Here is a 24,609-nt window from a genome sequence, read left to right on the forward strand (position 1 = left end):
CGATATTTACCTGCGCCATATTCAAACTGGCAGGTAATTATCAAGAAACACGCTCTTTAACAATTTGGAAAAATAATCTCTCGAAATGTTAGAGAGCATGACCACTTCTTCCTTGAGGATTTATCATGACTCTTATATTAGAACGTCTGAGCCCCTGTTTTATTGATCCGATTGCTCAGATTCAGAATAAGCTTTTTCGAGTTCCAGGTGATGATACGCCATTTCTTGTGGATAGGTCCCGGTGTACGCAACTGTTCGTTCTTAATGAAAGAACAGGTGGAACTCGCCGCATCTATGCTGTAAGCAATGCGTTAGTTCAAGAACTAGGAGATTTGGTTAGGCAATGCTGCATCATCCCAATCCGCTCAGCGACTGGAGCAGTAAGCTTAATCCAGATCAATTTGCTCTCTAGTGACGGCTTCAGCAAAGCGAAACGAGAACTTATGGAATCCGACCATGACGTGTACACAACAACACGTCTAAAAGATTCTTATGTGTTCACAAAAAACACCGAGACCAATATTCTACCTGTAACGGAGGATGAGTATACAAATGTGTTAGAGCTAGTATTCGCTGACTCTATAGTAGACTCAAAAGATCATCCTATTTTTAAAAAATATTGTATATCATCTACTCACGATCTAGAAAGGGATCTTAAAAATGAAGAAAAAGAATATGATGAGAAGGTTACAAAAAAACCATCTCGCCAATATGATGACATATTAAACATAGATATCAATCTCGACAATATTAATGATATCTTATAGTTCAGAATTTGAACGTGGCTTTGCAAAAAAGCTAAATCGAAATATTATTGCTAGCAATAGCACCCCTTCATATTTACCCCGCTCAAATCCTTCCAAATTATCTCAAATACCTTCTACATTATCTACCAACGAAATCCCATTTACATACGCCAAATTTAACTATCAGATCCATAAAAAGGGTGTCGAATGGCACCCATGTTTTATCCTACCCCCAATCAACAACGCTCAGGGGGATCATGTTGTTCTTGATGCCATTGGGCGATCCAAGGACTTTATAAACATGAACACCGATGACGTATTCATCCTTCAGCATAACTCGAAACCATTCGCAACGACGACAGGGAGAAATGTGATATACGGGCCAAGTCTGACTTCCCTAAAAAAGAAGTTCTGGCCGTTTGTGCTCAATCCCATTACTGGATATTTATACATACTTCTGGACTACGGGCAACAAGAACCTGCTATAGCTGCCTGTTTTGCAAACGACGAAAAGCTTCAGACTGCCTACAAGCAAGGTGACCTATACAGCTATGTTGGTCAGCATCCCGACCTCAAAAACCTTACAAGGGCTGAGCTGAAGGCATCTGTGTTACCGTATTCCTACGGCCAACGACCCGAAGCTTATGCTAAGGAACATGGCATTCCCTTGGCAGAAGCCCAGCGACGCTGGAGCGCCCTGCGTGAAATATTCAACCGTGTCGATGCAGAGCTGAACCACCGATCTCAGCTGGCTTTCCGTGACGGCTATGTCCGCTGTCGGGACTGGGCTGCTGGGGTCACCCCCCTGAGCAACCCTCTTGCTGTACGTAACTGGTCTGTTCAAGCCACAGGTGCTGACATCATGCGCCGTGCAGTTATCGGCCTTGTAGACGCGGGTATTGACCTACGCCTGACCATCCATGATGCGTTCCTTATTCGAGTTCCTATTGCTGAGCAAGATCAGCAGGTAGCGAAAGCGATCGCAGTGCTCAAGCAAGCCAGTTCCTTAGTGCTGGACGGTTTTGAGCTGAATGTGAAGGTGGATGGTGTTTTCGATGGTCAAGTGGGGATGATGTGATGAGTAAACAAAAGTTCGATGCCGTAGTATTGGCGAACAGCTTCAAAGATACTGTGTCTTTGGCAAAAGACAGCGCGGATCAGCCGTTGGTTATCTTCACGGACCAGCCTGCTGTGTGTCACCCACTTAAAGCTGAACGAGTTCGACGCGGCATGCATAGCCATGCGAAAAAAGTAGGAATGGGACTCAACAGAACCAGGTTTGAAGAGGTGCTCGACGAGCTCGATGCGATAACCTTCGAAGACGGCGAGACCATCACTGCTCACTACCGGGTTGCTCCGATGCTGGGTGGCTACCTCTATCACCTAGGGGACGGTCGCTTCTTGCAAGCCACTGATGGTAGAGCCGTTGTCACAACGACGATACCAAATGGTCTCTATTTCACCGAGACCAGCACCATGATTGCAGCCCCGACCCCTGAACTGAAATTCGATCTCAAAGCCTTGTTAAAGTGGTTCAACTGCTCAGATAAGGAAAAGCTTCTACTGCTAGCTTGGCTCACCTATACGGTGGCAACACCGAAGGCCGCCCAACTGCCGTATCCGATACTGGTAGTTAGGGCTCCAGCTGGTTCTGGTAAGACTTTCATGTGCAGTAGGGTGATCCGTCAGCTGGTGGATCCCTGCCAAGTGGCCAGCCAAACGATGCCGAAGGCAGTTAAAGATATAGCCATCTCAGCTCAGAACAGCCATGTCTTGATCTATGATAACTTGCGCTACATCCGGCACGACTTGAGTGATGGTTTGTGCCAGGTTGCCACTGGTGGTTCGACCGTAGGCAGGAAGCTATACACTGACGGGCAAGAATACAGTATGGATCTACGGTGCGCCCTCGTGCTTAACGGGATCCACACGTTCGTTACCGAAAGCGATCTCGTCAGTCGGTGTGTTAACGTCAACCTAACCCCTATTGAAAGTAAACAACGGCGCTCTGAAGCTGAGTTGTCAGCTCAGTTCGATAAAGAGTTACCGTCGCTGCTCTATACCCTTCACACCTTGGCAGCAAAGGTGCTGGCAGTTAAGGATTCGGTTGATATCACCTTTAAAAGCAGGATGACTGATTTTGCGGTATGGGTCGCGGGGCTGGAGACGGTGCTCAAGTTACCGAAAGGAGCACTCCAGAATGCCTACAAAGCCAACGTTGAGCAGGCCAAGGTGGCCGGTGTGGTGGACGACTCTCTCTTCGTGGCTTTGTCCACTTTCGCTCAGCGTTACCCCAAGAGCAATCCTTGGCACGGTACTCCCCATGAGTTGCTCAGCGCTTTGGAAGCCCAGACATCTGTTAGTCTTGGTTCAGATATGCCTCGCAATGCGTCAGCGATGTCTCGAAAGATACCAATGATTCATGACGCTCTCGCCAGCAACGGGGTGCATGTCATCCGTGGACGGGCCACTGATCGGTACTACGATGTATGGTTTGAGCCAAAAACGAGTCAAAGTCGTGACGATGGCGACGACGCGGCGGAACCCCCAGCAGTCCCGTCGAGTTCGTCCCCACACGTCGATGCTACCAATGCAAGTGACTTTGACAACGCAGAGGAGCTCCTTGGATGAGTATGCAACCGACAGAATGTTTGCGAGATATTCTTGCCAAACTGCAGACGACCCAAGATGTTAAGCCCAAGAAGCACCCCGCAGTGATACTGGCCGAGAAAATCGAGGTCCGCCTGTTCTCCAAGAACAAACTCCGGCAGAACAAGACCATCTACACTACTGATGAGCTCTGGGACTTGTTCAGGGTCTTATTCATCAACCATTTCGGCCCCTGTGAGGAAGCGCGGCTGAAAGCCTGGACTTACAGCCTCAAGTGCAAGGGGCGAGTGCAGGTGCTTAATGCCTTGTACGACCTACTGGAGGAACGCTACCCCCCCGTTAAATTTGAGCGGCGAGCCGCGAAACCCAAACGAGAAGAGTAACCACCAAGGCCCCTGCATGACAGCACGGGCCTTTTTACTTTATGGCAATCACGACATCCCAGTTCAGGTCTCTATCCGGACCACCTAGTAGTTTTTGTCGTTTCCTCTACCGCTCATCTGCGCAGCAATATCTATCTTTTGGCGCAACAATTCTCCGGACTATATCCGGTCAGGCTAGATGACAGATGGCTGCAAAGTCTCGACGGATGCGACGGCCCGGCGGTTATCCCAATCCGTTGATAAATGAATGAAGTCCAGTAGGAGGAGCCAATTCCCTCGTAGTTCAGTCGGTAGAACGGCGGACTGTTAATCCGTATGTCACAGGTTCAAGTCCTGTCGAGGGAGCCACATTCTAAAGCCCAGCCTTTTGGCTGGGCTTTTTCATATCGATCTCTTCACCAGTTCCCCGATGAAGTAGCCCCCCACAGCGACTCTCGAAACTTGGTGCTGACAAGCCGGTGGATCGGCTCATCGCAAAGCTCACCTGTCTGCTCCCGTGGCGTGGTGAGAGACACGGATAGGAATAACCCGTCATCGCTCAGCCAGCACATCTTGCCATCGGTTGCGAAGGCTCCTTGCCGCTGAATCTCGGTGAACCGTAAGGAAGCAAAGGGGTATCGAGGGTGGCCTGCCCAACATAGGGAGCGGCCCGATAGAGATGGGACTTTTGCCGCTAGAAGGCTTAGCGAGCATACTCGCGGCCTCATAGATCAGAGAAGGTTGGAGAATCTCGCCGCGCTTGCTGATGGTGATCACCACTCAGCTTGCTGGCCTTTCGGATACAACTAGACCCTTTAGCGAACGCCAGCTGGCTAGGTTTATGATGCGATGTGCCCATCACTGGCCATACCGCCGCTTCGGATAACACGGTAGTGGGAGCGTATTATCCGATTTTAAGCGGCATGACCACACCATTTTGTGGGCAACGGTCAGATGAATGCTATCTCGCTACAAGCCGCGCATTGCATCAGGGCCGTGCGCGGTATCGGCGCGCGGGGACTATGACTTGCCCTGCTTACCGAGCTTTTTTTCGATGGCATCAGCCACTTCACCCGGCTCAACCACGATCCCTTCCTGATCGACGGTCGGGAAGACAGCGACGCAGAGCTGATCCTCTTCCATACCATCAATCCAGCGCTCCATCCATACCTTGAGGGTAATGGCCTGGGGCTTGCATTCAGCCCACTCACCGTTGGCCCACGCCTCGGCGTACTCAGGATGCGGCCACACCGGGATGCAATCTTCATCCTCCGTGGTCAACATCATCACGCCGTGCTCATCGGTCAGCACATAGAGCTCACCATGCTCCACCAGCTTGCTGATGAAGTGATCGTAGCGGTAGTCTGCATTAAGACTGAGCGCCGCATTGCGCTCGGTGTCGGTCAGGGTGTAGCTCATGGGTGCCTTCCGTATGAGGGGTAAAATCGGGGCGTAATGGTCACATGCCCCCGTTCCCTTGTCCAGCTCAGCCGGCCATCTCTGGCCATACCAGCTCGATGCCGGCCTCATCACTGAGGCAGCAGCGTAACCAGTAGGCACACTCCACTTCGGCAAATACCAGCTGATCCTCACCACTCGCCGCCGCCACGAGCAGTGCTTTCAAGCGAGTCTCAAGCCCTTGTTGCCAGGCCTGGGTCACCTTGGCGCCGAGCGCCTCATCCACCACTTCGCGGCGCAGCTCGAACAGATTGTCGGTGATTGGACTGTTGATCTTGGCCGGGATACGCCAGTACATATCGAGGTTGCCAAGCAGCTCATCGTCGTATTGGGCCAGCGCCAACCGACCGGCATCATCGCCCCCGGCTGTTGGATCAATCGGGCTCCAGCCCGCCTTGAGATCGGCCAGCATGCCAAGCGGCCGATTGCCCGCTCCACGGCGCAGTTCATCCACGTCACGACTCTGCTGCGGCGGCAACCAGACCCGTCCCCCATAATTGGCCAGCGCCGTATTCAGGCAGGTCTGGGAGTAGACGGGAAAACGGGATGAGAGGCCCTGCAACAGAGATACCAGCACGATACGCGCCATGACGACTCCTTGAATGAATGAGTCGGCATCATAGCATGAAATCATCACTATCCCGTTGATGTCTCAGGGGTGTTCAACAAACGCTCACTTGGAAAAAGGGGCGGCAAGAGTTTGAGACAGCCCTCATTAAGGGCTCATGGAGAATGCTATGGTTCTTTCAAGAACTCGTTTCAGTCCAAGGAGAGTGCCATGTCCAGCATCCATCAGATCACCCCCGAATTCGTCAGTGAACTCAAGGTACTCGCCTGCTATGACCCGGCCAACTTGGCTCAAGGGATCAAGCTGCACAAGGAGAGCCCGGAGGAGATCCATGACGCCGCCCGCCGCCTGCACCAACGCGGTCTGCTTGAGGCAAGCGACGGCGGTTATCTGACTGCCTTCGGTCGCACCCAGGTCGAACACCTGCAACATCTGCTCACCGCGCTGCGCTCTGAGTAATGTGACCAATACAAAAAGGCCACCCTGAGGTGGCCTTTTTCAGATAGCCGGATTATTCCGGGCAACAAAAAGCCGCTGCAAGCAGCGGCTTTTTTAAATTCTGTGCAATTACAGAGCAGTGACGTTCTCAGCCTGCGGGCCCTTCTGGCCTTGGGTCACGGAGAACTGTACACGCTGGCCTTCAGCCAGGGTACGGAAACCGTTGCCTTGGATGGCGCTGAAGTGTACGAACACGTCCGGGCCGTTTTCTTGCTGGATGAAGCCGAAGCCCTTGGTTTCGTTGAAGAACTTAACGGTACCGGTGATCATGTTAGACATATCTTTATAAACCTGTATTCAAAAATTACTCGTGCCTTTCGGCGGACAAAGCTTCGAAACGAAGGGTGACTTATGAACAACAGGATAAAGATGCAGAACATCATACTCATTGACATAAATGACGCCTTTTTCAAGCTCGATTGATTATACGTGGACTTACCTGATAAGCAAACGAATTCTGCCCTGTATTAACGCGGAACAGCATTTATTTTTCAGGCGCCTCCAACGCATCGACCAGCAAACGCAGAAAACGCGCCGCTTCTCCCCCGGTACAGGCCCGGTGATCGAAGGTGACCGAAAGCGGTAGGGCCCGCACCGGACGGGCTTCACCATGGACAAATACCACCTTCTCAAACAGCTTGCCGGCACCGACAATCGTCACCTGGGGCGGCGACACGATCGGGCTGGCGTAGCGACCGGCAATAGCACCGAAATTGGTGAGGGTGATGGTCGCCCCTTGCAACATCTCGCGCGGTACCGCGCGAGCCTTCACATCCGCAATCATGCGATCGAGCCCGGCGCGCAGATCGGCCGCCGTCCGCTGCGCCACATTTTCCATCACGGGCACATAGAGCCCGTGCTTGGAATCAACGGCGATAGCCACATTCACCTCGTCAAACAAACGGCGGGTCAAGGTGTCACCATCAAACCATGCATTCATCGACGGCTCGCCGCGGCAAGCCACACCGATAGCCTGGATCAGGCGCACCGTCACGTCCTCGTCAGCACGCCAGGCTCGCAAGTCCACCTCGTCAGTGATGCTAACCGGCACCACGCTCTGGTGCGATAAGGTCATCGCCTTGGCCATGGCACGGCGAGCCCCCTTGAGAACCTCGTTGTGACTTCCCCCCTGAGCCTCGAACGCCTGGAGCACATCCATCTCGGTCACCAATCCCCCGTCACCACTCCCCTTGAGTCCATTCATGTCGACCCCGAGTTGTAACGCCAGGCGGCGCACGGCTGGCATCGCCTGGGTGAGCCCAGAGCCTGCTGCGACGGCGCCAGCCACAAAGTGATCTTCAAACACCTGGCTGCTCCCGAGCACCTTGCCAACCACTGTTCCGTCATCTTCCCCCCCTTCAAACTCCACCAGAGGGGCACCGATGTGCAGAATATCCCCTTCGGCAGCGCAGAGGCGGGCGATCACCCCTGCCACCGGTGAGGGAACATCCACTAATGCCTTGGCCGTCTCGACAGAAAGCAACACCTGATCCACCTCGACCTGCGCTCCTGCTTTCACTTTCCATTCGACGATCTCGGCCTCAGCCAGCCCTTCACCCAGATCCGGTAACTTGAAAAATTTCATGTCCAGCTCTCCATCAAGGTGCACGCGGCATCGACGATCTCTTGCTCATCAATGAGGTAATAGGCTTCGTTGCGATAATAAGGAACGGCCACATCGACGCCAGTCAGGCGACGCGGGGGCGCCTTGAGGGCGGTGGCCGCCCCCTCGCACACCCGAGCGACAATTTCAGCCCCCACACCGAAGCTGCCACACGCTTCGTGTACCACCAGCAGGCGCCCCGTCTTGCGTACCGAAGCGAGGATGGTGGCCATGTCGAGCGGCTTGATGGTCGCCAGATCGATCACCTCACACTGAATATCCTGATCCGCCAGCACCTCGGCGGCGCGCAGGATCTCCTGCAAGCAGGCTCCCCACCCCACCACAGTGATGTCCCGGCCGGGGCGCAAGGTATAGCAGACATCGAGCGGCAGACCGACGCCGTCATCGTCGAGCTGGGACTTGAGCGAACGATAGATGCGATCGGGCTCAAAAAAGAGCACCGGATCCGGGCAGCGGATGGCCGAGAGCAGCAATCCATAGGCCCGCCTTGGGCTAGATGGGATCACCACCCTTAGCCCTGGTATGTGGGCAAACAGAGCCTCGACACTCTCGCTGTGATGCTCTGGCGAATGAATACCGGCCCCGTAGGGAGAGCGATAGACCAACGGGCAACTGAGCCGCCCCCGGGTGCGATTGCGCATACGCGCCGCCTGGCAGACGATCTGCTCCATCCCCGGAAAAATGAAGCCCTGAAACTGAAATTCGGCCACCGGTTTCAACCCCTGGGTGGCCATGCCGACCGCAACGCCGGCGATCAACCCCTCGGCCAGTGGCGTATCGATCACCCGCTTAAAGCCAAACCGGTCGCGAAGACCGACCGTGGCACGAAACACACCGCCGTTCACCCCCACATCTTCCCCGAGCACCACCACGTCAGGGTCATGCGCCATCTCATAGTGCAGGGCCATGTTGATGGCCTCGAGCAGGCTCACCTCATTCATGATTTGCCTCCCTTCGCATCGCCTTGGCAATGATGCGATCGCGCTGGGGCCGCAGATCGGCCGGCAGCTCGGCGTAGTGATAATCGATCATGGCCTCGGGAGGCTGGGCCTGCTGCGCTTCGTAGCGAGCTACCGCCCGCTCGACCTCGGCACTGGCTTCGGCCAGCAGGGCCTGCTCGGCGGTGTCGTCCCACCACTTCTGGGTAACCATGAACTGGCGCAGTCGTTTGACCGGCTCCTTGCGCCAGGCCGCCTCCACCTCGGCCGCCTCCCGGTAACGGGTGGCATCGTCGGCAGTGGTATGATCCCCGAGCCGATAACTCACCGCCTCAATCAGGGTCGGCCCCTTACCAGAGCGGGCCCGCTCCAGCGCCTGCTTGACCGCGTCATAGACGGCCAATACATCGTTGCCATCCACCTGTAAGCTACGCACACCGGCGCCCATCCCTTTATGGGCCAGGGTGGGCGCCGAGGATTGCAGCGTGCGCGGCACCGAGATGGCCCATTGATTGTTGTTTACCACCATCACCATGGGCAGGTGCCACACCCCGGCGCAGTTGAGTCCCTCGAGAAAATCCCCCTTGGAAGTGCCGCCATCACCGATGGAGACCACCGCCACCCGCGGCTGATGACGCAGCTTGAAGGCTGCGGCAATGCCGCAGGCGTGGGTGATCTGGGTCGCGATGGGCACGCAGATGGGCAGATCCTCTGAGCGGGAGCCATCGCGCTTGGTAAAGTCACTCCCCCGCTCGTCACCGCCCCAATACTGCAAGTTCTTCTCCATGGGCACTCCGCGCACATACAGGGTGGGCATGTCGCGGTAGTAAGGGACATAGACATCCTCCTCCTCCATGGCGAGACCAACACCGATGCCGACCGCCTCCGCCCCCAGATGAGAGGGGAAGGTGCCCAACTTGCCGGTGCGTTGCAGGGCGATCGCCTTCTTGTCATAGCTACGCACCACCACCATGTTGCGGTAGAAAGTGCGTGCCAATGCCTTGTCCAGCCAAGCGGGCAGGTCTGCCACCGGGCGCCCCTCCTCATCGAGGTAACGCAGGAGAGGGATCTCGACATGGGTCATAACTGGCTCCTTGCCGGTTGAATGTCACCGCCGTTGATGACCCTCTGAATGTAAAATCATTGTTAATTAACTTGCAAAGAGATTCAGCCAGGTAAGACCAGTAGAAACTTCTTTAAAATGACAAATTCAATGAATTTTTGGCGATGGTGATTTGTCAGCACCGTGAATGGTGCAACTTAAGGGGGGATTTTTCAGCGTGCTCTCGACGCGGTCACGCGGCCTTACCACGACAAGTGCGCTTGCTGTGCCTCGGCCATTCAAGGGGACTAGGCCATGCGCTGGCCAGCAAAAAAACGCTGCGGGTCTGTTCAGCGCACCGCGATCGCGGCGCGGGTTGAGACGCGGCCTGTCGGCTAGGCGCTGGAGCACCGCCCACCGAAGGGGCGGCGCCCGCTCCTAAGTCAGGCGTTACGATGACGGTAGAGGCGCACCAAAATGGCGATAATGGCGATGGCAAACAGAGTCATTGAGCAGACCAGCAGCCCCTTGGTGAAGAGTTGCTGATGCTCGGCAAAGAAGGGGAGCGCCATCACGGTATGGCCGCACAGGGCAAGCAGCAGGGTCCAGAGGAAGGCGCTGGCGAAGCTCGATATCATGACGCCAGTGAGCCGCAGACGAGAGATCCCCATCAGCATCGGGGTCAATACCCGTACAAAGGGGATAAAGCGTGATGAAAACATGGCCAGGAAGCCATAGCGGTTAAGCAGGCGTGACGCCCTGGGCAGGCTGCCTTCTGGGATGGCTCGTTCGATGAAGGTCATGAAGGGGGTTCCGTGTAGCGCATGGCCCTGCCAGTAAGCGATAAGGCTGCCAAGGCCCGCCGCAATTGGCATATAGACGAGCGCCACCTCGGGGCCAAATACCCCGAGCCCCGCCAAACCACCGGCTAACAGCACCAAGCTATCTCCCGGCAGTGGCAAAAATACAAAACTCGACTCTAGAAACAGGATCACCATCAGGCAGGCGATCAGGGGCCCCATGGCCTGCATGTGGGCTAGATGTTGGTAGTCTTGGTGCCAGATGGCCACCAGCATGTCGTGCATACGGCTGTCACGCTCCTCGGCGTCATCGGCGATCTCCTGTCGCCAGCCCGGCCCCCCTGGCCGGCATACTCTAACTCTGCCGTGGCTCGCGTTGAGCCCGGATGAAGAGGGCTCAACGGCCACTCCTCTCTAATATCAGGGGTAAAAGCGTACCCCTCTCAACGCCGCAAGGCCAGCCCTATCTCGCCAGCATCGCCGCGCCAAGTCTCAATCGTCACATACCATCCTGCGCCTGCGTCGATATAGACGCAAACCAATGGCGATCACCGCCAGCACAAACAACGACAAGGAGGTGAGCAGCAACCCCTTGGCCAGCAGGTGGTGGTACTCGGCCAGCAACGGCACCTGCATCATCCCTTTGCTCACCAGGCTCAGCGCCAGTGACCAGAGAAAGGCACTCGCAAAGCTCACCACGGCTACCCGCGGCAAGTGTAAGCGGGAGATCCCCATCAGCATGGGAGTGAGCACTCGCACAAAGGGCACGAAACGCGAAGAGAACATGGCTAAAAAACCGTGCTGAGCCAGCATGGCACCGGCTCGCTCCAACTGTCGCTCAGGAATGAGACGCTCGATATGATACATAAAGCGGGTCTCAGCCAGTGCCCTCCCCTGCCAATAGGCCACCAAAGAGCCCAACCCCGCCGCCAGCGGCAGGTAAAGCAGCGTCACCTCGGGCCCAAGCACCCCCAGCCCCACCAAGCCACCGGCCAATAGCACCAGACTGTCGCCAGGCAGCGGCAGAAACACGAAACTCGATTCCAGAAACAGGATCACCACCAGACAGGCGATGAGCAGTCCAATGGTGCCCGTTTGGCTCAACAAGGCGTAATCCTGTTGCCAGATGGCGAGCAGCATCTCTTGCATAAGGATCTCCAGGGGCGGCGAATAGTGAAGCCGGTTTATAGCCGCCACGCCATGAACATCGCCTTAATGGGCACTCACTGCGACCAGTTGCGCCACTCGCCATTTTCCAGCCATAACTGCACCTGTACTGTCTCGGCACGGCGGCTGGCTGGCTTTGGCAGCAAGACATCAGGCTGCACCCCGACCCCATCGAGCGCCATGTCTGGCGAGCGGGTAGTGCGGGCGCTGGCATAGAGCAGTTGCAGGCGGCCTGAAGGCAGGGGGTGAGCCAGCAGCTCCCCATAGTCGATGGCACCATAGCTGGGCCGACCCACCAGCTTGATCCCCATCCCTTGACGCGCGGTCAGCAGGAATTGTTCACAGGCACTGGCGCAGCCTTCATCCATCAGCACCGCTACCTGCTTCGGCCGGTTCGGTTGCAATGGCATGGCCCGCTCACTGAAAGGGCCCATACCGCCCAACGGTAACCACAGGCGATCCGCCTTGCCAAGACGGGTCAGCAGGTGCTGCGCAGCCTTATCACAAGGCGCATCCGCCATCTGCTGATGACAGATCCGCGCCCAGGCCGCAACGTTGGCCTGGGTGACTAGGAAAGCGCCCGGATAGTCGATGCGAGCCCTCGGCAACAGCCAGCCCAACAGGGGCTGGTAGATCTGGGGCAGCCCGCCACCGTTACCACGCACATCGATGATCCAGTTGGGCGTCTCGGCCAGTTGGGAAAAATGGGCATCGAGCAGGTTTGCCAGCGCATCGGCCTGCGCGGGGGCAAAGTTGGGCAGGGTGAGCAGCAAGGTGCGATCCGAGAGCATCTCCAGCGTCGGGGCCGCAGGCGTCGCCTGCTCACCTCGCTTCATCTGGACAGGTAGCACCGCCAGATGCCCCGGTCGCCAGTGATATAAGTAGTCGTTGAGCAGGCGCACGCATTGCGCCTCATTGTCAACGGTCGCCACCTTCTGCTGCGCCGCATCCAACGCCTGCGCCAGGCGGGCCTCCCCTTGCTGCCGCTCAGCCCAGCGCCCGCCGGCATCGTTTTGAGAGAGAAAGTCGGGAAGCACGGCCAGATCACGGCGGCATGCGTCCTGCCAGGAGAGAGACTGCGCCACGCCAAGGCCACTCCACCCGAGCAAGAGCACCCCCAAAAGCCGCAGCGCAAGCATGACGCCCAATGATGTTCGCATGACATTCCCCTTGCGAAAGTTCCGAATACATATCAAGACCATACCGCTCAGCGAAAGAAAACTCCAACCATGCGGCCACTCTGTTCCGAGACGGTTCAGCGGCCGGGACATGACGACAGGAGTCGACCCAGAGCACCTCGTTTTGGGGCGTACTGAACCCGTTTCGCTATCGCGATAGCGGTGAAGATGCTATACCTGCGCCGTTTGTATCCAGTTAGGAGATCACCATGCGTCCTCTGTTCCCCCTTGCCCTGCTCGGCTCGGCCCTGCTGTTGTCCGCTTGCAATGACGCCAAGGCGCCGGCCCCCGTTCCCACCGACGAGCCCGCCAAGAGCGAAACCAGCCAGCAACACGCCAGCATCAGTGGCACTGCTCTCTATCGCGCGCGCATGGCACTGCCACCAGGAGCCCGTCTCGAGATCACCCTGGAAGATGTCTCGCTGGCCGATGCGCCGGCCCGGGTGCTCGGCCGCACCACGCTCGATGAGCTGGCAGCCCCGCCGTTCGCCTTCACCCTCGACTATGACCCGAGCAAGGTCGATCAGAGCCACCGCTACAGCGTCCGCGCCACGATCCGGGTCGGTGATGAGCTGCTCTTTACCACCGATACCTTTACTCCGGCCCTGACTCAGGGCGGCGGCGACCAGGTTGAACTGCATCTGGTGCCGGTGGCCAAGGCCCCTGAGTCCACGGCCCAGTAAACCGCAGCGAGAATAAAGAACAACGCCGGCCCAGTGCCGGCGTTATTCTTGCTGTCATCCGGATCAGGCCCCGCCGCTCACCAGCGCCTCCAACTGATCGGTGCAGATGTCCCAGCCAGGATGAAACCCCATCGCCTCATGCTCCTGCATGTCAGCGGCGCTCCAGTGATGCGCCTGCGCCAAATAGTGAGTGCCGCCAGGACAAGGCGTAAAGGTCACCACCAGCGTCATGAAGGGGCGCGGTGAGGGCTCCCAGGCCCGCAGGTAGGCATCCGTCATCACCAGCCGCCGGCCCGGAACCACCTCTAGATAGACCCCATGACAGGGGATCTCTTCACCATTTGGCCCCCCCATCACCACCAGACTCGCGCCACCCGGACGCACATCAAGCTCGGCACGAACCACATGCCAAGGGGCTGGGGCAAACCAGCGCTGTAGCCACGCAGGCTCACTCCATGCCCGATAGAGTGCCTCAGGCGGCGCCGCCATCACTCGCTCCACCGCCAGGATCCAGTGGCTCATCGTGTCTCCTCCTCAGATCAAATGGGACAACGCGAGAAGGAGTATAGGCAGATCACCGTCTAGAGTTGAGAGCGACTATCATTTACAATCCGCGCACCCTCCGGCCCTGAGATGCAACCATGGAGTTGTTCGCCGCCCTCCCCGACCTGATCACCCGCCTGCTGCTGGCCCCACTTTGGCATCAGTTCTCTGGCCTGTTCGATCTCAATGGCCGCCTCGGCATCGGCTTTCTCGCGATCTCGGGTATGGTGGCCTATTGCCTCTATCGCAGGCAGCGCCGGCGCGGTTTCAACCACGGTTTCGGTACTTTCCTCGGCGGTCGAGCCGTGTGGCTGCACCGCTCGGCACGGGTGGATTATCAGTACTATTTCGTACGCGCCCTACTGCATGTGGCCTTCATTGCCCCCATGTTGGCGCTGCTCGACCCCCTGCGACTGGAGCCGGGCGATGTGCAGCGCTTGCTGACGCGCATCTGGGGAGAGCGCCCACAGCTGGGGAAAAATGCGGGAGTGATGGCGCTCTACGGGCTCGGGGTATTTCTGATCAGCGATCTGGCTCACTACTGGCTGCACCGGGCCTTTCACAGCCGCTGGCTCTGGGAGTTTCACAAAGTGCACCACAGCGCCACCGTCATGGTGCCACCGACAGCCAGCCGCATTCATGTGGTCGAAAAACTGTGTGAGCAACTGGTCAAGGGAACCCTGCTCGCCCTCTACAGTGGCGCGTTTTACTGGCTTTGCGGTGGCACCGTCAGCCCCTATACCCTGTTTGGGGTCGGCTATCTGGTATTGCTCTTCAACTCTCTCGCGGCCAATCTGCGCCACAGTCATGTCTGGCTCTCGTTTGGGCCGCGCATCGAACACATCATCAACAGCCCTGCCCAGCACCAGATCCATCACAGCCGGGATCCGAAGCACTTCAACCATAACTTCGGCACCAATCTGTCTGTGTGGGACTGGTGGTTCGGCACCCTCTACGTTACCACCCACGAACCGGAGCCACTGGAGTTTGGCGTCGGGCCACGCGACAACGAGCGCTACATGCAGCTGCACAACCTGGTACTACGCCCCTTCTGGGTCACCCTGTGCAAACTTGGGCACCCGCTCACCCGTCGTCGCCCCCTGCTCGGCAGTATGCAAAAATGAGCGCGGCCCCTTTACGGGGCCGCGTTCCATCAACCGGATTCACCTCAGTGGGGCCGCTCCTGCTCACGTAGACGGAAACAGGCGACACGGCGGGCCAGCTCACGGGCTAGCGCATCGAGTTCGGTGCTGCTCTGCTGCAAGGTTTCGGAGTGCTGGCGGTGGGATTCATACACCTCGCGGATGGTGAGCACGTTGTTCTGAATATCGTCGGTGACATAGCGCTGCTCCTCGGTGGCAGTGGCCACCTGGGCTGTCATGTCACTGACCCGCCGCACCTCGCTGACAATCACCGAGATCTCATCCCCCGCCCGTTTGGCCTCCGCCACGCTGATCTCCGCCTGCTGGCTGCCCGAGTGCATGGCATTCACCGCCTGATCGGCCCCATCACGCAGCCGGGTCAACATCTGCTCGATATCATCGGCCGCCTGCTGGGTGCGGGCGGCCAAGGCTCGCACCTCTTCAGCCACCACCGCAAACCCCCGTCCCGACTCGCCGGCGCGGGCCGCCTCGATGGCCGCATTGAGCGCCAACAGATTGGTACGATCGGAGATCTGTTTGATGAGCCCGAGCGCTTCGGCAACGGCGCCGGTCTCCTGATGCAGACTGTCGATAAGCAGGCGGGTATCGGCCAGACTGCTGGCGACTTTCTGGATGGCATTGATGGTCTGATCCACCTCCTTGTCCCCTTGCCGGGCCCGGCCGATGGCCTGCTGGGTCACCTGAGAGGTCTCGGTGGCATTGCGGGCAATCTCACTGACCGTGGAGGCCATCTCGGTCGCGGCCGTGGCCACCAGATCCACCTGACCAAAGCCCTTCACCACCCCGGCATTGACCTCGGCAATCACCAAGGCCGATTCTGCGGCGCTGCGGGTCAGCACGTCGCAAGAGCGGCGCACTTCACCCAGCAGCCCCTCGAGGTGATCCAAAAAGCGGTTCAGATCCCGGGCTAGCGCCCCCAGCTCGTCATGAGAGTGCCAGTCCACCCGCACCGTCAGATCGTTGTCCTGCACCAACCGAGAGAAGGTGCGATGCAGCGCCACAAATCCCCGGTGCAGATCGCGCACCACCCGCCAGCACACCAGAGCGGTGATCAACACGCACAAGGCCACCAGCACCGAGGCCCAGTAAAACTGGCGCAGGGCCGCACTGTGCCGCTCTTGCACACCAGACTGCAATCCCGCAAACAGTTGATCCTCGATTTGGCGCAGTAGCTCAATCTTGGCGCTGCTGGCTGCAAACCACAGCTCGGGATCCACCCCAAAGTGCCCTTCGGCGGCCTGGTTGAGCGCCAACTGCTCCAGCGCGCTCACCTTATCCACCACGCTCCCTTGCAGACGCTGCTCAAGCAGGGTGCGCTGCTCCGCACTCGCCATGGCATTAAAGCGCTCCAGGTAGGTCTTCTGCGCCGATAGCAGGGCAATAAATTGCTGTAACAGTTCAGGCGTGAAACTGTCGCGGGCAAAAACAGCGCTCAAGGTGGCACGCTCCAGCCCTACACGCTCCTTACTTTGGAGGAAGGCGCCATAAGCCGAGGTCTGCATGGCGATGGCGGCGTCATGACTATTGAGGCCAATTTCATCCACCACTCCCAGTAACTGCTCCACCAAGCGGCTGTAAAAGCCCACCAGATCGGCGACCGGCACCGCCAACTTATCCACCTGATGGCGCATCGGCGTCAGTGCTTCCAGCGGGCGGATCACCTCACTGAGCATTCCCCGCTCCGACAGGGCATGCAAGCGGGCCACCTGGCTGTCAACCAGCTTGCGATGCGCGGGTAATGCGGTTGCAAACTTCTTGCCCTGCGAGCCGATGTAACCTGCCGACATACCGCGCTCTTTTTGCAGCTCATGGGCCAGTGACGCCGCCAGTTGCACCTGCTCTAACTGCACCTGTGCCGCCCCCATGGCGCGGCTATCCACATAGTGCTCATAGACATAGCGCCCCGAGAAAAACAGCAGTGCCAACAGCGGCAAGCAGACGATCAATACCATCTTTCCCGCTAATCCCAACCTCTTCATCCTTGCTCTCCCACGTTCTGATGCTTGGCGCCTGCCATTGCATGAATACCTTGACCACACAAGGCACAATATTCAGGTGATACCATGACGCTGCTGCCACTAACAAAGGTCTCAATATAACCTTATGCACCATAGCAAAGCACGCCTCATCTGAGACGCATTGAAGAGACCAATACGAAAAAGCCAGCCCGAAGGCTGGCATAGAAGACACGGATTTAAGCGCTGGTGTTGACGAAATAACCCGGTTCGCTGCGGTTAGTTTCCATCTTGTCTGAAAAGGCGCTGAGAAACTGTTGCAGAGTGACGCCACTCTCACCGGCCCCCAGGCTATCGAGTAGGGAGGAGAACTGACCTTGCAACTCGTCGGTACTGCTACTCTCGCTGCTGCCGGTGAGCTGACCAAGCAGGCTCTGCAAATCCCGCTGCATCGGACTCTCCTGCGCCGCACTCTCCTGCTCTTGGCCCGCGCCCTGCTGGTGTAAGGTCTCCATCAGGGTCTGCATGAAGGCGGTCAAGGCATCAGACTGCTCTTCGGTTAGATGACTGGTATCAATGCCAGCATCAGACAGGGCCGACATCATGTCCTCCTGCATCTTGCTGTCGCCACCGGGCGGGGGTGGGGGCGGCGTCTGTTTATTCTGGGTCTGGCTCACATTCGCTTGCCAGAGCTGAGCCAGGGAGCTGGTGCTCCCTGCCGAGGTGATGCTGCTTGTCATCATGCTCTCCTGAACGTCATGGACGCTGGGTCTGCCAGCGGCCGCCTCTGTGGGCGACCCGCTAAAAAGGCAAGCACTCTGCCAGCCAACGCAATCTTTACACTCGGCATACTTTCGTATTGAAATCTGCTCTTAACGCACTTTATTTGCCATACCACCCTCATCGCCGCATACCATGCTGGCTTCCCCCCTTACCCTATCGCGGCTGGAGGCAAGCCATTGCCAGCGGCAATGCCGCCTGCCGCCCCAACTCACCCCTCAAGGTCCAGCTCGGTACGATTGCGGCCAGCGGCCTTGGCACAGTAAAGGGCGCGATCGGCCCGCTTGATGGCATGGGAGGGATGATAGGGGAGCCCTGTGTGCCACTCCGACACACCGATCGACAGCGTGATGGCCCCCACCCCCTCCATCGGCGCTTCGGCCACCAGCCGGCGTAGACGCTCGGCAATCTCACCGGCAATCGCCTTCGGGGTGTGAGGCAGGAAGATGAGAAACTCCTCTCCGCCGCTACGGCAAACTTCATCATCTTTTCTGGCTTTTTGCTGCATGAGTGCCGCCAGCGCCACTAGCACCCGGTCGCCCACATCGTGGCCATGGGTGTCATTGATCAACTTGAAATGATCCACATCCAATGCCAGCACCGAGAAGGGGATTTTCTCTTCCTCATAGCACTGCAACAGCAACTGGATCCCGCGCTTATTAAGCAAACCGGTGAGTGGATCGCTGCGAGTTTCCGCGTGCAGCTCATCAAAGCGGGTATTGATATGCCCGATGCTGTGCAAGATGGCCTGCTTGAGCTGAGCCGCCTCATAATACCAGGCGCGAACCTTGGCAATGCGAAGCTGGGCATCACGGTTACTCATGTTGGCGGTGTTGCAGGCCAGTTGCCACAGAGGGCGGGCAATGAACAAAGAAGCGAGCCAGGCTCCTGCAATGATCAGCAGGTTCACCGGTACACTGGCCAGCAGGATCTCTTTGATCTGCTCATTGAGGTTGGTCAACGTCTCGGCTTTGGGGCGCTGCACTATGATGCCCCAATGGCTATTCTCCACGGCGGCATAACCCGTCAACATCTCGATGCCATAAGAGTTGACCTGGGAAACGGCGCCACTTTTTCCCTGCACCACCGCATCCACCGCCGAATTTCCCTTAATCAGACGCCCTACCTGTTCGGCCTCACGGTGGTAGATCACCGTCTTACTACGATCGACCACATAGATGTAAGTGCCGTCCTTGTAGTAATGGTGGGACAGCAACTGCGACAGGATATTGTTGGACTCCAGATAGATGTTGCCTGAGATAAACCCCAGATAATCACGCGTTGTCGAGAAAATAGGAGAGGTGACACTGATGATGTAACGCCCGGTGGTGGTGATAAACGGATCGGTGATGATGGGCTCGCGGGCAGCCAGGATCTGATGCGCCCCCCTAGACGTAGCCCGGCTGCCCATCCGATGAGCCTTATCAGGATAGAGAGCCCGGATCCTGGCATCCCGGCTCACCACGGAGACCGTATTGAACATGGGCGTCTGGCGAAACAGGCGTGCGACTTCGCTGCTGGCCGTCTCTTGCTCAACCGCCCTCTGACCGAGCGTCTCGGCGCTGAAAGCCAGTTGCCGCTGCGCTGAATCGAGCATCAGCCCCACCGACTCGGCCAACTTGGCGGCGTAGGCCCGATTAGATTCCAAGGTACTGGCGATCAGCAGCTCCCGCTGTACCCGATAGGTGGCATAGAAGCTGTTACCCAGCACGGCCAGCAAGGTAAACGCTGTCAGCGCCAGCGTCAGGTGACTCAAATTCAGCCTGAAAATTCGCGATCTCCCCATCCCTTCCTCACCGTCTCCACCTCTCACCCTATCTTACTGCAAGTGTTCTCCTCGGCAGCATGCCTCTAACAGGAAACCCGACGATACGATGCATCACGCCCTCATGCTGGTGCTTCCCTAGCGGCCCGTTTCCTCTGATCGCCAGAAGATCAAAACAGAGGGGCGGCTACCTGGCCGCCCCGCTGCTTGCTCGTTAGCGAATGCTCGCCATCTGCCGCACGCAGCGCTGCTCGCGCTCATCCACCCGCTTGGCGAACCAGGCGGTGGTGAGGTTGCGGGTGATCTTGGGGCTCTTTAGCTCAATACCGGGCAGGATGGCCCTCGGCAGGCGCTTACCCGCCTGTTGATCGGCCAGGGTGAAGACCCGGTGATAGAGGGCGCTGTGGGCAAAGTCGCGGCTGTCTCCCAGCTTCAGGCTCTGATGGATCGCCTGCTTGCTCATCTTGAGCCGACCGGCCAGGGTGTGGACCGCCAACTCGGTCTGACCGGGGTTATCCGAGTCGTAGCGGATGAGATCCCCATCTAGCGCCAGCCTCTTGCCGCTCAGGCGGCTCACGGCGGCCTGGAAAGCGGCGTTGCGGCTGGCATACCAGCCGGCGTTAAAATCGGCGAAACGGTAGAGGGTGTCGGGATAGTCGGCCTCGTAACCGAAGATGTGCCGGGTGCCAAACCAGACCCCACCGCGACGGGTGAACACCTCGTGACGAATGGACTCCTTGATCGGATAGGGGTAGCCACGGGCATTGGCCTCGGCAAACGCCACGCTCACCTGCATCGGCCCCCCGGTGCGCACCGGGTTCATGTTGCCAAAGAGCCGTTTGCCCATCGGCACCTCGCCGATCATGTCCTCGAAGATCTCGCTCATCTCCCGCTCGGTGCGCAGCCGGTCGATGCGCTCGGCATAGCTCTTACCGGTCGGAGACTTGATGGAGAGCGCCGTGCGCACCATGAACTCGGGGATCAGCAGCTTACCGGCGCGGGCATTGATCTCCTTCCAGGCGATCTTGCCCAAATTAGGCACCACGGGATCGGCCTGGTAGGTCGCCTCCTGCTCGGCCACCGCCAGCACAGAGCAGACATTGTGATCGTTCACCGTCAGCCCCTGGCTGGTGAGCGATGTCACCACGTCGTTGGCCCAACCCGGTTTATCGGCCACCCCGCGCGGCAGGAAGCGAACGATGCGGCTTTTCATGTCGGCCGGCTTGTGTGGTTTGAGTGCCTTAGGTAGCGGTTTGGTCGACGTGGCTGAGGAGGCCCCCGCTTGGCTGACCGGGGCGGGTTCACTGGCACAGCCAGCCAGCAGCAAGGAGAGAAACAGAAACGGCGCAAGCAGCGGCAAACGGGTCATCACACATCCAGGCAGGGGCAAGACAAACGAGGCGCCATTGTAGTGGATGGATGCCCCCATGCGCACGTCCAGAAAAAAACACCCCGCCAGTTGGCGGGGTGTCGGTTTCAAGTGGCGTTTGCCTTAGCGGTTTTTCACCTTGTCGTGCAGCTCCTGCACCGAGGCGACGCTCGCGGTGGCATCCACCGTGATGGCCATGCAGGCCGCGAAGGCGGCGTTGAGCGTGGTGGTGTAGGCCACCTTGTGCTGCAAGGCGCCGCGGCGCAGCTGCTTGGAGTCCTCGATGGCCTGACGGCCCTCGGCGGTGTTGACGATGTAGGTGTACTCGCCGTTCTTGATGCGATCGAGAATGTGCGGACGCCCCTCGTGCACCTTGTTGACCAGACGCGGGTTGATGCTCGCCTCCCCTAAGGTCACGGCAGTGCCGTGGGTGGCGTCGAGCTCGTAGCCGAGCTCTTGCAGCTTGGCAGCGAGGTTGACCACCCGCTCCTTGTCGCTGTGGCGCACCGAGAGCAGGGCACGCCCTTCACGCGGCACCTGGTGACCGGCGCCGAGCACCGCCTTGGCATAGGCCTCGGCGAAGGTGGCACCCACCCCCATCACCTCACCGGTACTGCGCATTTCAGGGCCCAGCAGCGGGTCGACACCCGGGAACTTGGCAAACGGCAGCACCACCTCTTTGACCGAGTAGTAGGGCGGGATCACCTCTTGGGTGAAGCCCTGCTCCTTCAGGCTCTGACCGGCCATGACGCGGGCGGCAATCTTGGCCAGCGGTACCCCGGTCGCCTTAGAGACGAACGGCACGGTACGGGCGGCACGCGGGTTCACCTCGATGAGGTAGACCACGCCATCTTTCACCGCGAACTGCACGTTCATCAGACCGACCACGCCGAGCTCCAGCGCCAATTTGCGCACCTGCTCGCGCATCTCGTCCTGAATCGCCTTGGACAAGGTATAAGGCGGCAGGGAGCAGGCAGAGTCACCGGAGTGGATACCGGCCTGCTCGATGTGCTCCATGATGCCGCCAATGACCACGGTCTCGCCGTCGCAGATGGCATCCACGTCCACCTCAATGGCGTCGTCGAGGAAGCGATCCAGCAGTACCGGCGACTCGTTGGAGACGCTCACCGCCTCGGCGAAGTAGCGGCGCAAGTCCTGCTCGTCATAGACGATCTCCATGGCGCGGCCACCCAGCACGTAGGAGGGGCGCACCACCAACGGGTAGGTGATGCGCTCGGCCAGCAGTACCGCCTGCTCGAGCGCAGTGACGGTGCCGTTTTCCGGTTGCTTGAGGCCAAGGCGCTCCACCGCAGACTGGAAGCGCTCGCGGTCTTCGGCGCGGTCGATGGCATCGGGGCTGGTGCCGATCACCGGTACGCCGTTGGCTTCCAGGTCGCGGGCCAGTTTCAGCGGGGTCTGGCCGCCGTACTGGACGATGACGCCCTTGGGCTGCTCGACCCGCACGATCTCCAGCACATCTTCCAGGGTCACCGGCTCGAAGTAGAGGCGGTCGGAGGTGTCGTAGTCGGTGGAGACGGTCTCCGGGTTGCAGTTGACCATGATGGTCTCGTAGCCGTCTTCACGCAGGGCCAGCGCCGCGTGCACGCAGCAGTAGTCGAACTCGATGCCCTGGCCGATACGGTTCGGGCCGCCACCGATGACCATGATCTTGTCACGGCTGCTCGGGGCCGCTTCGCACTCCTCGTCGTAGCTCGAGTACATGTAGGCGGTGTTGGTGGCGAACTCGGCGGCGCAGGTATCAACCCGCTTGTAGACCGGGAAAATGTCGTAGCGAGCGCGCAGCTTGCGCACTTCGGCCTCGGCCACGCCGAGGATCTTGGCCAGACGCGCATCGGCAAACCCCTTGCGCTTCAAGGCGCGCAGGAAGTCGGCATCGAGACCCACCATGCCGCGCTCCTTGACGGTCTCCTCGAGTTTGACCAGCTCTTCAATCTGCACCAGGAACCAGGGGTCAATCTTGGTCAGCTTGAAGATGCCGTCCATGGAGAGACCGGCACGAAACGCATCGGCGATGTAGAAGATACGGTCGCAACCGGCATCTTGCAGCTCGTAGCGGATGCGGGTCAGGGAGTCCGGAGCATTGAGATCAACCATGGGGTCGAAGCCGGTCTTACCGGTCTCGAGGCCGCGCAGCGCCTTGTGCAAGGACTCTTGGAAGTTGCGGCCAATCGCCATCACTTCGCCCACCGACTTCATCTGGGTGGTCAGGCGGTCGTTGGCACCGGCGAACTTTTCGAAGTTAAAGCGCGGCACCTTGGTAACTACGTAGTCAATCGCCGGCTCGAACGAGGCCGGGGTCTTGCCACCGGTGATGTCGTTCATCAGCTCGTCGAGGGTGTAACCGATGGCCAGCTTGGCGGCGACCTTGGCGATGGGGAAGCCAGTGGCCTTGGAGGCCAGCGCCGAGGAGCGCGACACCCGCGGGTTCATCTCGATGATGACCATGCGGCCATCTTTGGGGTTGATGCCGAACTGAACGTTGGAGCCGCCGGTCTCGACGCCGATCTCGCGCAGTACCGCCATGGAGGCGTTGCGCATGATCTGGTACTCCTTGTCGGTCAAGGTCTGAGCCGGCGCGACCGTGATGGAGTCACCGGTGTGAACCCCCATGGGATCGAAGTTCTCGATGGCGCAGACGATGATGCAGTTATCGTTGCGATCGCGCACCACCTCCATCTCGTACTCTTTCCAGCCGATCAGCGACTCATCGATGAGCAGCTCCTTGGTCGGAGAGAGATCCAGACCGCGCTCACAGATCTCGACGAACTCTTCGGTGTTGTAGGCGATACCACCACCGGAGCCGCCCATGGTAAAGGAGGGACGGATGATGCAGGGGAAGCCCACTTCGGCCTGCACCTTCCACGCCTCTTCCATGTTGTGAGCGATGCCGGCGCGCGGGCACTCAAGGCCAATCTTGCGCATGGCCTGATCGAAGCGGTGACGGTCTTCGGCCTTGTCGATGGCGTCGGCGGTGGCACCGATCATCTCGACACCGAACTCCTTGAGCACCCCGTGGCGCTCCAGATCCAGGGCGCAGTTGAGCGCAGTCTGACCACCCATGGTGGGCAGCACGGCATCCGGACGCTCTTTCTTGATGATCTCGCGCACCACTTCCCAAGTGATGGGCTCGATATAGGTGGCGTCGGCCATCTCCGGGTCGGTCATGATGGTGGCCGGGTTGGAGTTGACCAGGATGACGCGGTACCCCTCCTCGCGCAGCGCCTTACAGGCCTGGGCACCGGAGTAGTCAAATTCGCAGGCTTGGCCGATGACGATGGGGCCGGCGCCGAGGATCAGGATGCTCTGAAGGTCATTACGTTTTGGCATGGAACTCTTTCC

General features: G+C 58.6%; 22 protein-coding genes and 1 tRNA gene. 8 read left to right on the forward strand and 15 right to left on the reverse strand.

Annotation, left to right across the window (positions count from 1 at the left end; genetic code table 11):
• Positions 1-125: 125 nt before the first annotated feature.
• The 5 genes from FE240_RS11130 to FE240_RS11150 all read left to right on the forward strand — a co-directional run bounded on the left by FE240_RS11130 (position 126) and on the right by FE240_RS11150 (position 4,087).
• Entirely contained in the window at positions 126-767 is a 642-nt protein-coding gene (locus tag FE240_RS11130; protein ID WP_139428053.1) for a hypothetical protein, read from the forward strand.
• Positions 754-1,824, forward strand: coding sequence for a DNA polymerase (locus tag FE240_RS11135; RefSeq protein WP_103252483.1), 1,071 nt, complete (start codon positions 754-756; stop codon positions 1,822-1,824). The genes FE240_RS11130 and FE240_RS11135 overlap by 14 nt, the downstream gene beginning before the upstream one ends.
• The gene (locus tag FE240_RS11140) at positions 1,824-3,377 is read left to right on the forward strand and encodes a hypothetical protein (protein ID WP_193000981.1); all 1,554 of its coding nucleotides are present in this window, start codon (positions 1,824-1,826) and stop codon (positions 3,375-3,377) included. The genes FE240_RS11135 and FE240_RS11140 overlap by 1 nt, the downstream gene beginning before the upstream one ends.
• Complete coding sequence (locus FE240_RS11145) at positions 3,374-3,739, forward strand: hypothetical protein (protein WP_193000983.1); 366 nt, start codon at positions 3,374-3,376, stop codon at positions 3,737-3,739. Before FE240_RS11140 ends, FE240_RS11145 begins: the two co-directional genes overlap by 4 nt.
• A 272-nt stretch (positions 3,740-4,011) precedes the next feature.
• Positions 4,012-4,087, forward strand: a tRNA-Asn gene (locus FE240_RS11150).
• Between the two features lie 651 nt (positions 4,088-4,738).
• On the opposite strand, the gene FE240_RS11155 is transcribed toward FE240_RS11150, so the two are convergent.
• Positions 4,739-5,137, reverse strand: a complete 399-nt coding sequence (locus tag FE240_RS11155) for a DUF2750 domain-containing protein (RefSeq protein ID WP_193000985.1) — start codon at positions 5,135-5,137, stop codon at positions 4,739-4,741.
• Between the two features lie 67 nt (positions 5,138-5,204).
• A complete protein-coding gene (locus tag FE240_RS11160) occupies positions 5,205-5,765 on the reverse strand; it encodes a hypothetical protein (RefSeq protein ID WP_193000987.1) in 561 nt (186 codons plus the stop codon).
• 189 nt (positions 5,766-5,954) lie between these two features.
• On the opposite strand from FE240_RS11160, the gene FE240_RS11165 reads away from it, so the two are divergent.
• A complete protein-coding gene (locus tag FE240_RS11165) occupies positions 5,955-6,203 on the forward strand; it encodes a TIGR02647 family protein (protein WP_042048641.1) in 249 nt (82 codons plus the stop codon).
• Positions 6,204-6,311: 108 nt separating this feature from the next.
• Here the strand turns inward: FE240_RS11165 and FE240_RS11170 are convergent, their stop codons facing one another.
• From FE240_RS11170 to FE240_RS11200, 7 genes are all read right to left on the reverse strand, one after another.
• Positions 6,312-6,521, reverse strand: a complete 210-nt coding sequence (locus tag FE240_RS11170; RefSeq protein WP_005302803.1) for a cold-shock protein — start codon at positions 6,519-6,521, stop codon at positions 6,312-6,314.
• A gap of 205 nt (positions 6,522-6,726) precedes the next feature.
• Positions 6,727-7,827: a dihydrolipoamide acetyltransferase family protein gene (locus tag FE240_RS11175; RefSeq protein ID WP_193000989.1), complete on the reverse strand. Its 1,101-nt coding sequence runs from the start codon at positions 7,825-7,827 to the stop codon at positions 6,727-6,729.
• A complete protein-coding gene (locus tag FE240_RS11180) occupies positions 7,824-8,807 on the reverse strand; it encodes an alpha-ketoacid dehydrogenase subunit beta (RefSeq protein WP_193000991.1) in 984 nt (327 codons plus the stop codon). The genes FE240_RS11175 and FE240_RS11180 overlap by 4 nt, the downstream gene beginning before the upstream one ends.
• Positions 8,800-9,888, reverse strand: coding sequence for a pyruvate dehydrogenase (acetyl-transferring) E1 component subunit alpha (pdhA, locus tag FE240_RS11185; RefSeq protein WP_193000993.1), 1,089 nt, complete (start codon positions 9,886-9,888; stop codon positions 8,800-8,802). Before pdhA ends, FE240_RS11180 begins: the two co-directional genes overlap by 8 nt.
• 401 nt (positions 9,889-10,289) lie before the next feature.
• On the reverse strand, positions 10,290-10,931 hold the full coding sequence (locus tag FE240_RS11190) for a DedA family protein (protein WP_193000995.1): 642 nt from the start codon (positions 10,929-10,931) through the stop codon (positions 10,290-10,292).
• A gap of 207 nt (positions 10,932-11,138) precedes the next feature.
• On the reverse strand, positions 11,139-11,795 hold the full coding sequence (locus FE240_RS11195; RefSeq protein ID WP_193000997.1) for a DedA family protein: 657 nt from the start codon (positions 11,793-11,795) through the stop codon (positions 11,139-11,141).
• A 74-nt stretch (positions 11,796-11,869) separates the two neighbouring features.
• On the reverse strand, positions 11,870-12,973 hold the full coding sequence (locus FE240_RS11200; RefSeq protein WP_193000999.1) for a S41 family peptidase: 1,104 nt from the start codon (positions 12,971-12,973) through the stop codon (positions 11,870-11,872).
• 227 nt (positions 12,974-13,200) lie between these two features.
• Between FE240_RS11200 and FE240_RS11205 the strand changes: the two genes are divergently transcribed.
• Complete coding sequence (locus FE240_RS11205; RefSeq protein ID WP_193001002.1) at positions 13,201-13,674, forward strand: YbaY family lipoprotein; 474 nt, start codon at positions 13,201-13,203, stop codon at positions 13,672-13,674.
• Positions 13,675-13,737: 63 nt separating this feature from the next.
• On the opposite strand, the gene FE240_RS11210 is transcribed toward FE240_RS11205, so the two are convergent.
• On the reverse strand, positions 13,738-14,196 hold the full coding sequence (locus FE240_RS11210) for an SRPBCC family protein (RefSeq protein WP_193001004.1): 459 nt from the start codon (positions 14,194-14,196) through the stop codon (positions 13,738-13,740).
• Positions 14,197-14,315: 119 nt separating this feature from the next.
• Between FE240_RS11210 and FE240_RS11215 the strand changes: the two genes are divergently transcribed.
• Positions 14,316-15,341, forward strand: a complete 1,026-nt coding sequence (locus tag FE240_RS11215) for a sterol desaturase family protein (RefSeq protein ID WP_193001005.1) — start codon at positions 14,316-14,318, stop codon at positions 15,339-15,341.
• Positions 15,342-15,385: 44 nt separating this feature from the next.
• Here FE240_RS11215 and FE240_RS11220 read toward each other — a convergent pair whose 3' ends face one another.
• From FE240_RS11220 to carB, 5 genes are all read right to left on the reverse strand, one after another.
• A complete protein-coding gene (locus FE240_RS11220; protein WP_193001007.1) occupies positions 15,386-17,359 on the reverse strand; it encodes a methyl-accepting chemotaxis protein in 1,974 nt (657 codons plus the stop codon).
• A gap of 215 nt (positions 17,360-17,574) precedes the next feature.
• Positions 17,575-18,075 carry a hypothetical protein gene (locus FE240_RS11225; protein WP_193001009.1) on the reverse strand — a complete coding sequence of 167 codons (501 nt, stop codon included), beginning with the start codon at positions 18,073-18,075 and terminating at the stop codon, positions 17,575-17,577.
• A gap of 251 nt (positions 18,076-18,326) precedes the next feature.
• Positions 18,327-19,871: a sensor domain-containing diguanylate cyclase gene (locus FE240_RS11230; protein ID WP_226798793.1), complete on the reverse strand. Its 1,545-nt coding sequence runs from the start codon at positions 19,869-19,871 to the stop codon at positions 18,327-18,329.
• A gap of 223 nt (positions 19,872-20,094) precedes the next feature.
• Positions 20,095-21,249 carry a DUF1615 domain-containing protein gene (locus FE240_RS11235; RefSeq protein ID WP_193004536.1) on the reverse strand — a complete coding sequence of 385 codons (1,155 nt, stop codon included), beginning with the start codon at positions 21,247-21,249 and terminating at the stop codon, positions 20,095-20,097.
• Positions 21,250-21,372: 123 nt separating this feature from the next.
• The gene (gene carB, locus FE240_RS11240) at positions 21,373-24,597 is read right to left on the reverse strand and encodes a carbamoyl-phosphate synthase large subunit (protein WP_193001013.1); all 3,225 of its coding nucleotides are present in this window, start codon (positions 24,595-24,597) and stop codon (positions 21,373-21,375) included.
• Positions 24,598-24,609: the final 12 nt, after the last annotated feature.

It is taken from the genome of Aeromonas simiae (genome assembly GCF_014892695.1).
Taxonomy (GTDB): domain Bacteria; phylum Pseudomonadota; class Gammaproteobacteria; order Enterobacterales; family Aeromonadaceae; genus Aeromonas; species Aeromonas simiae.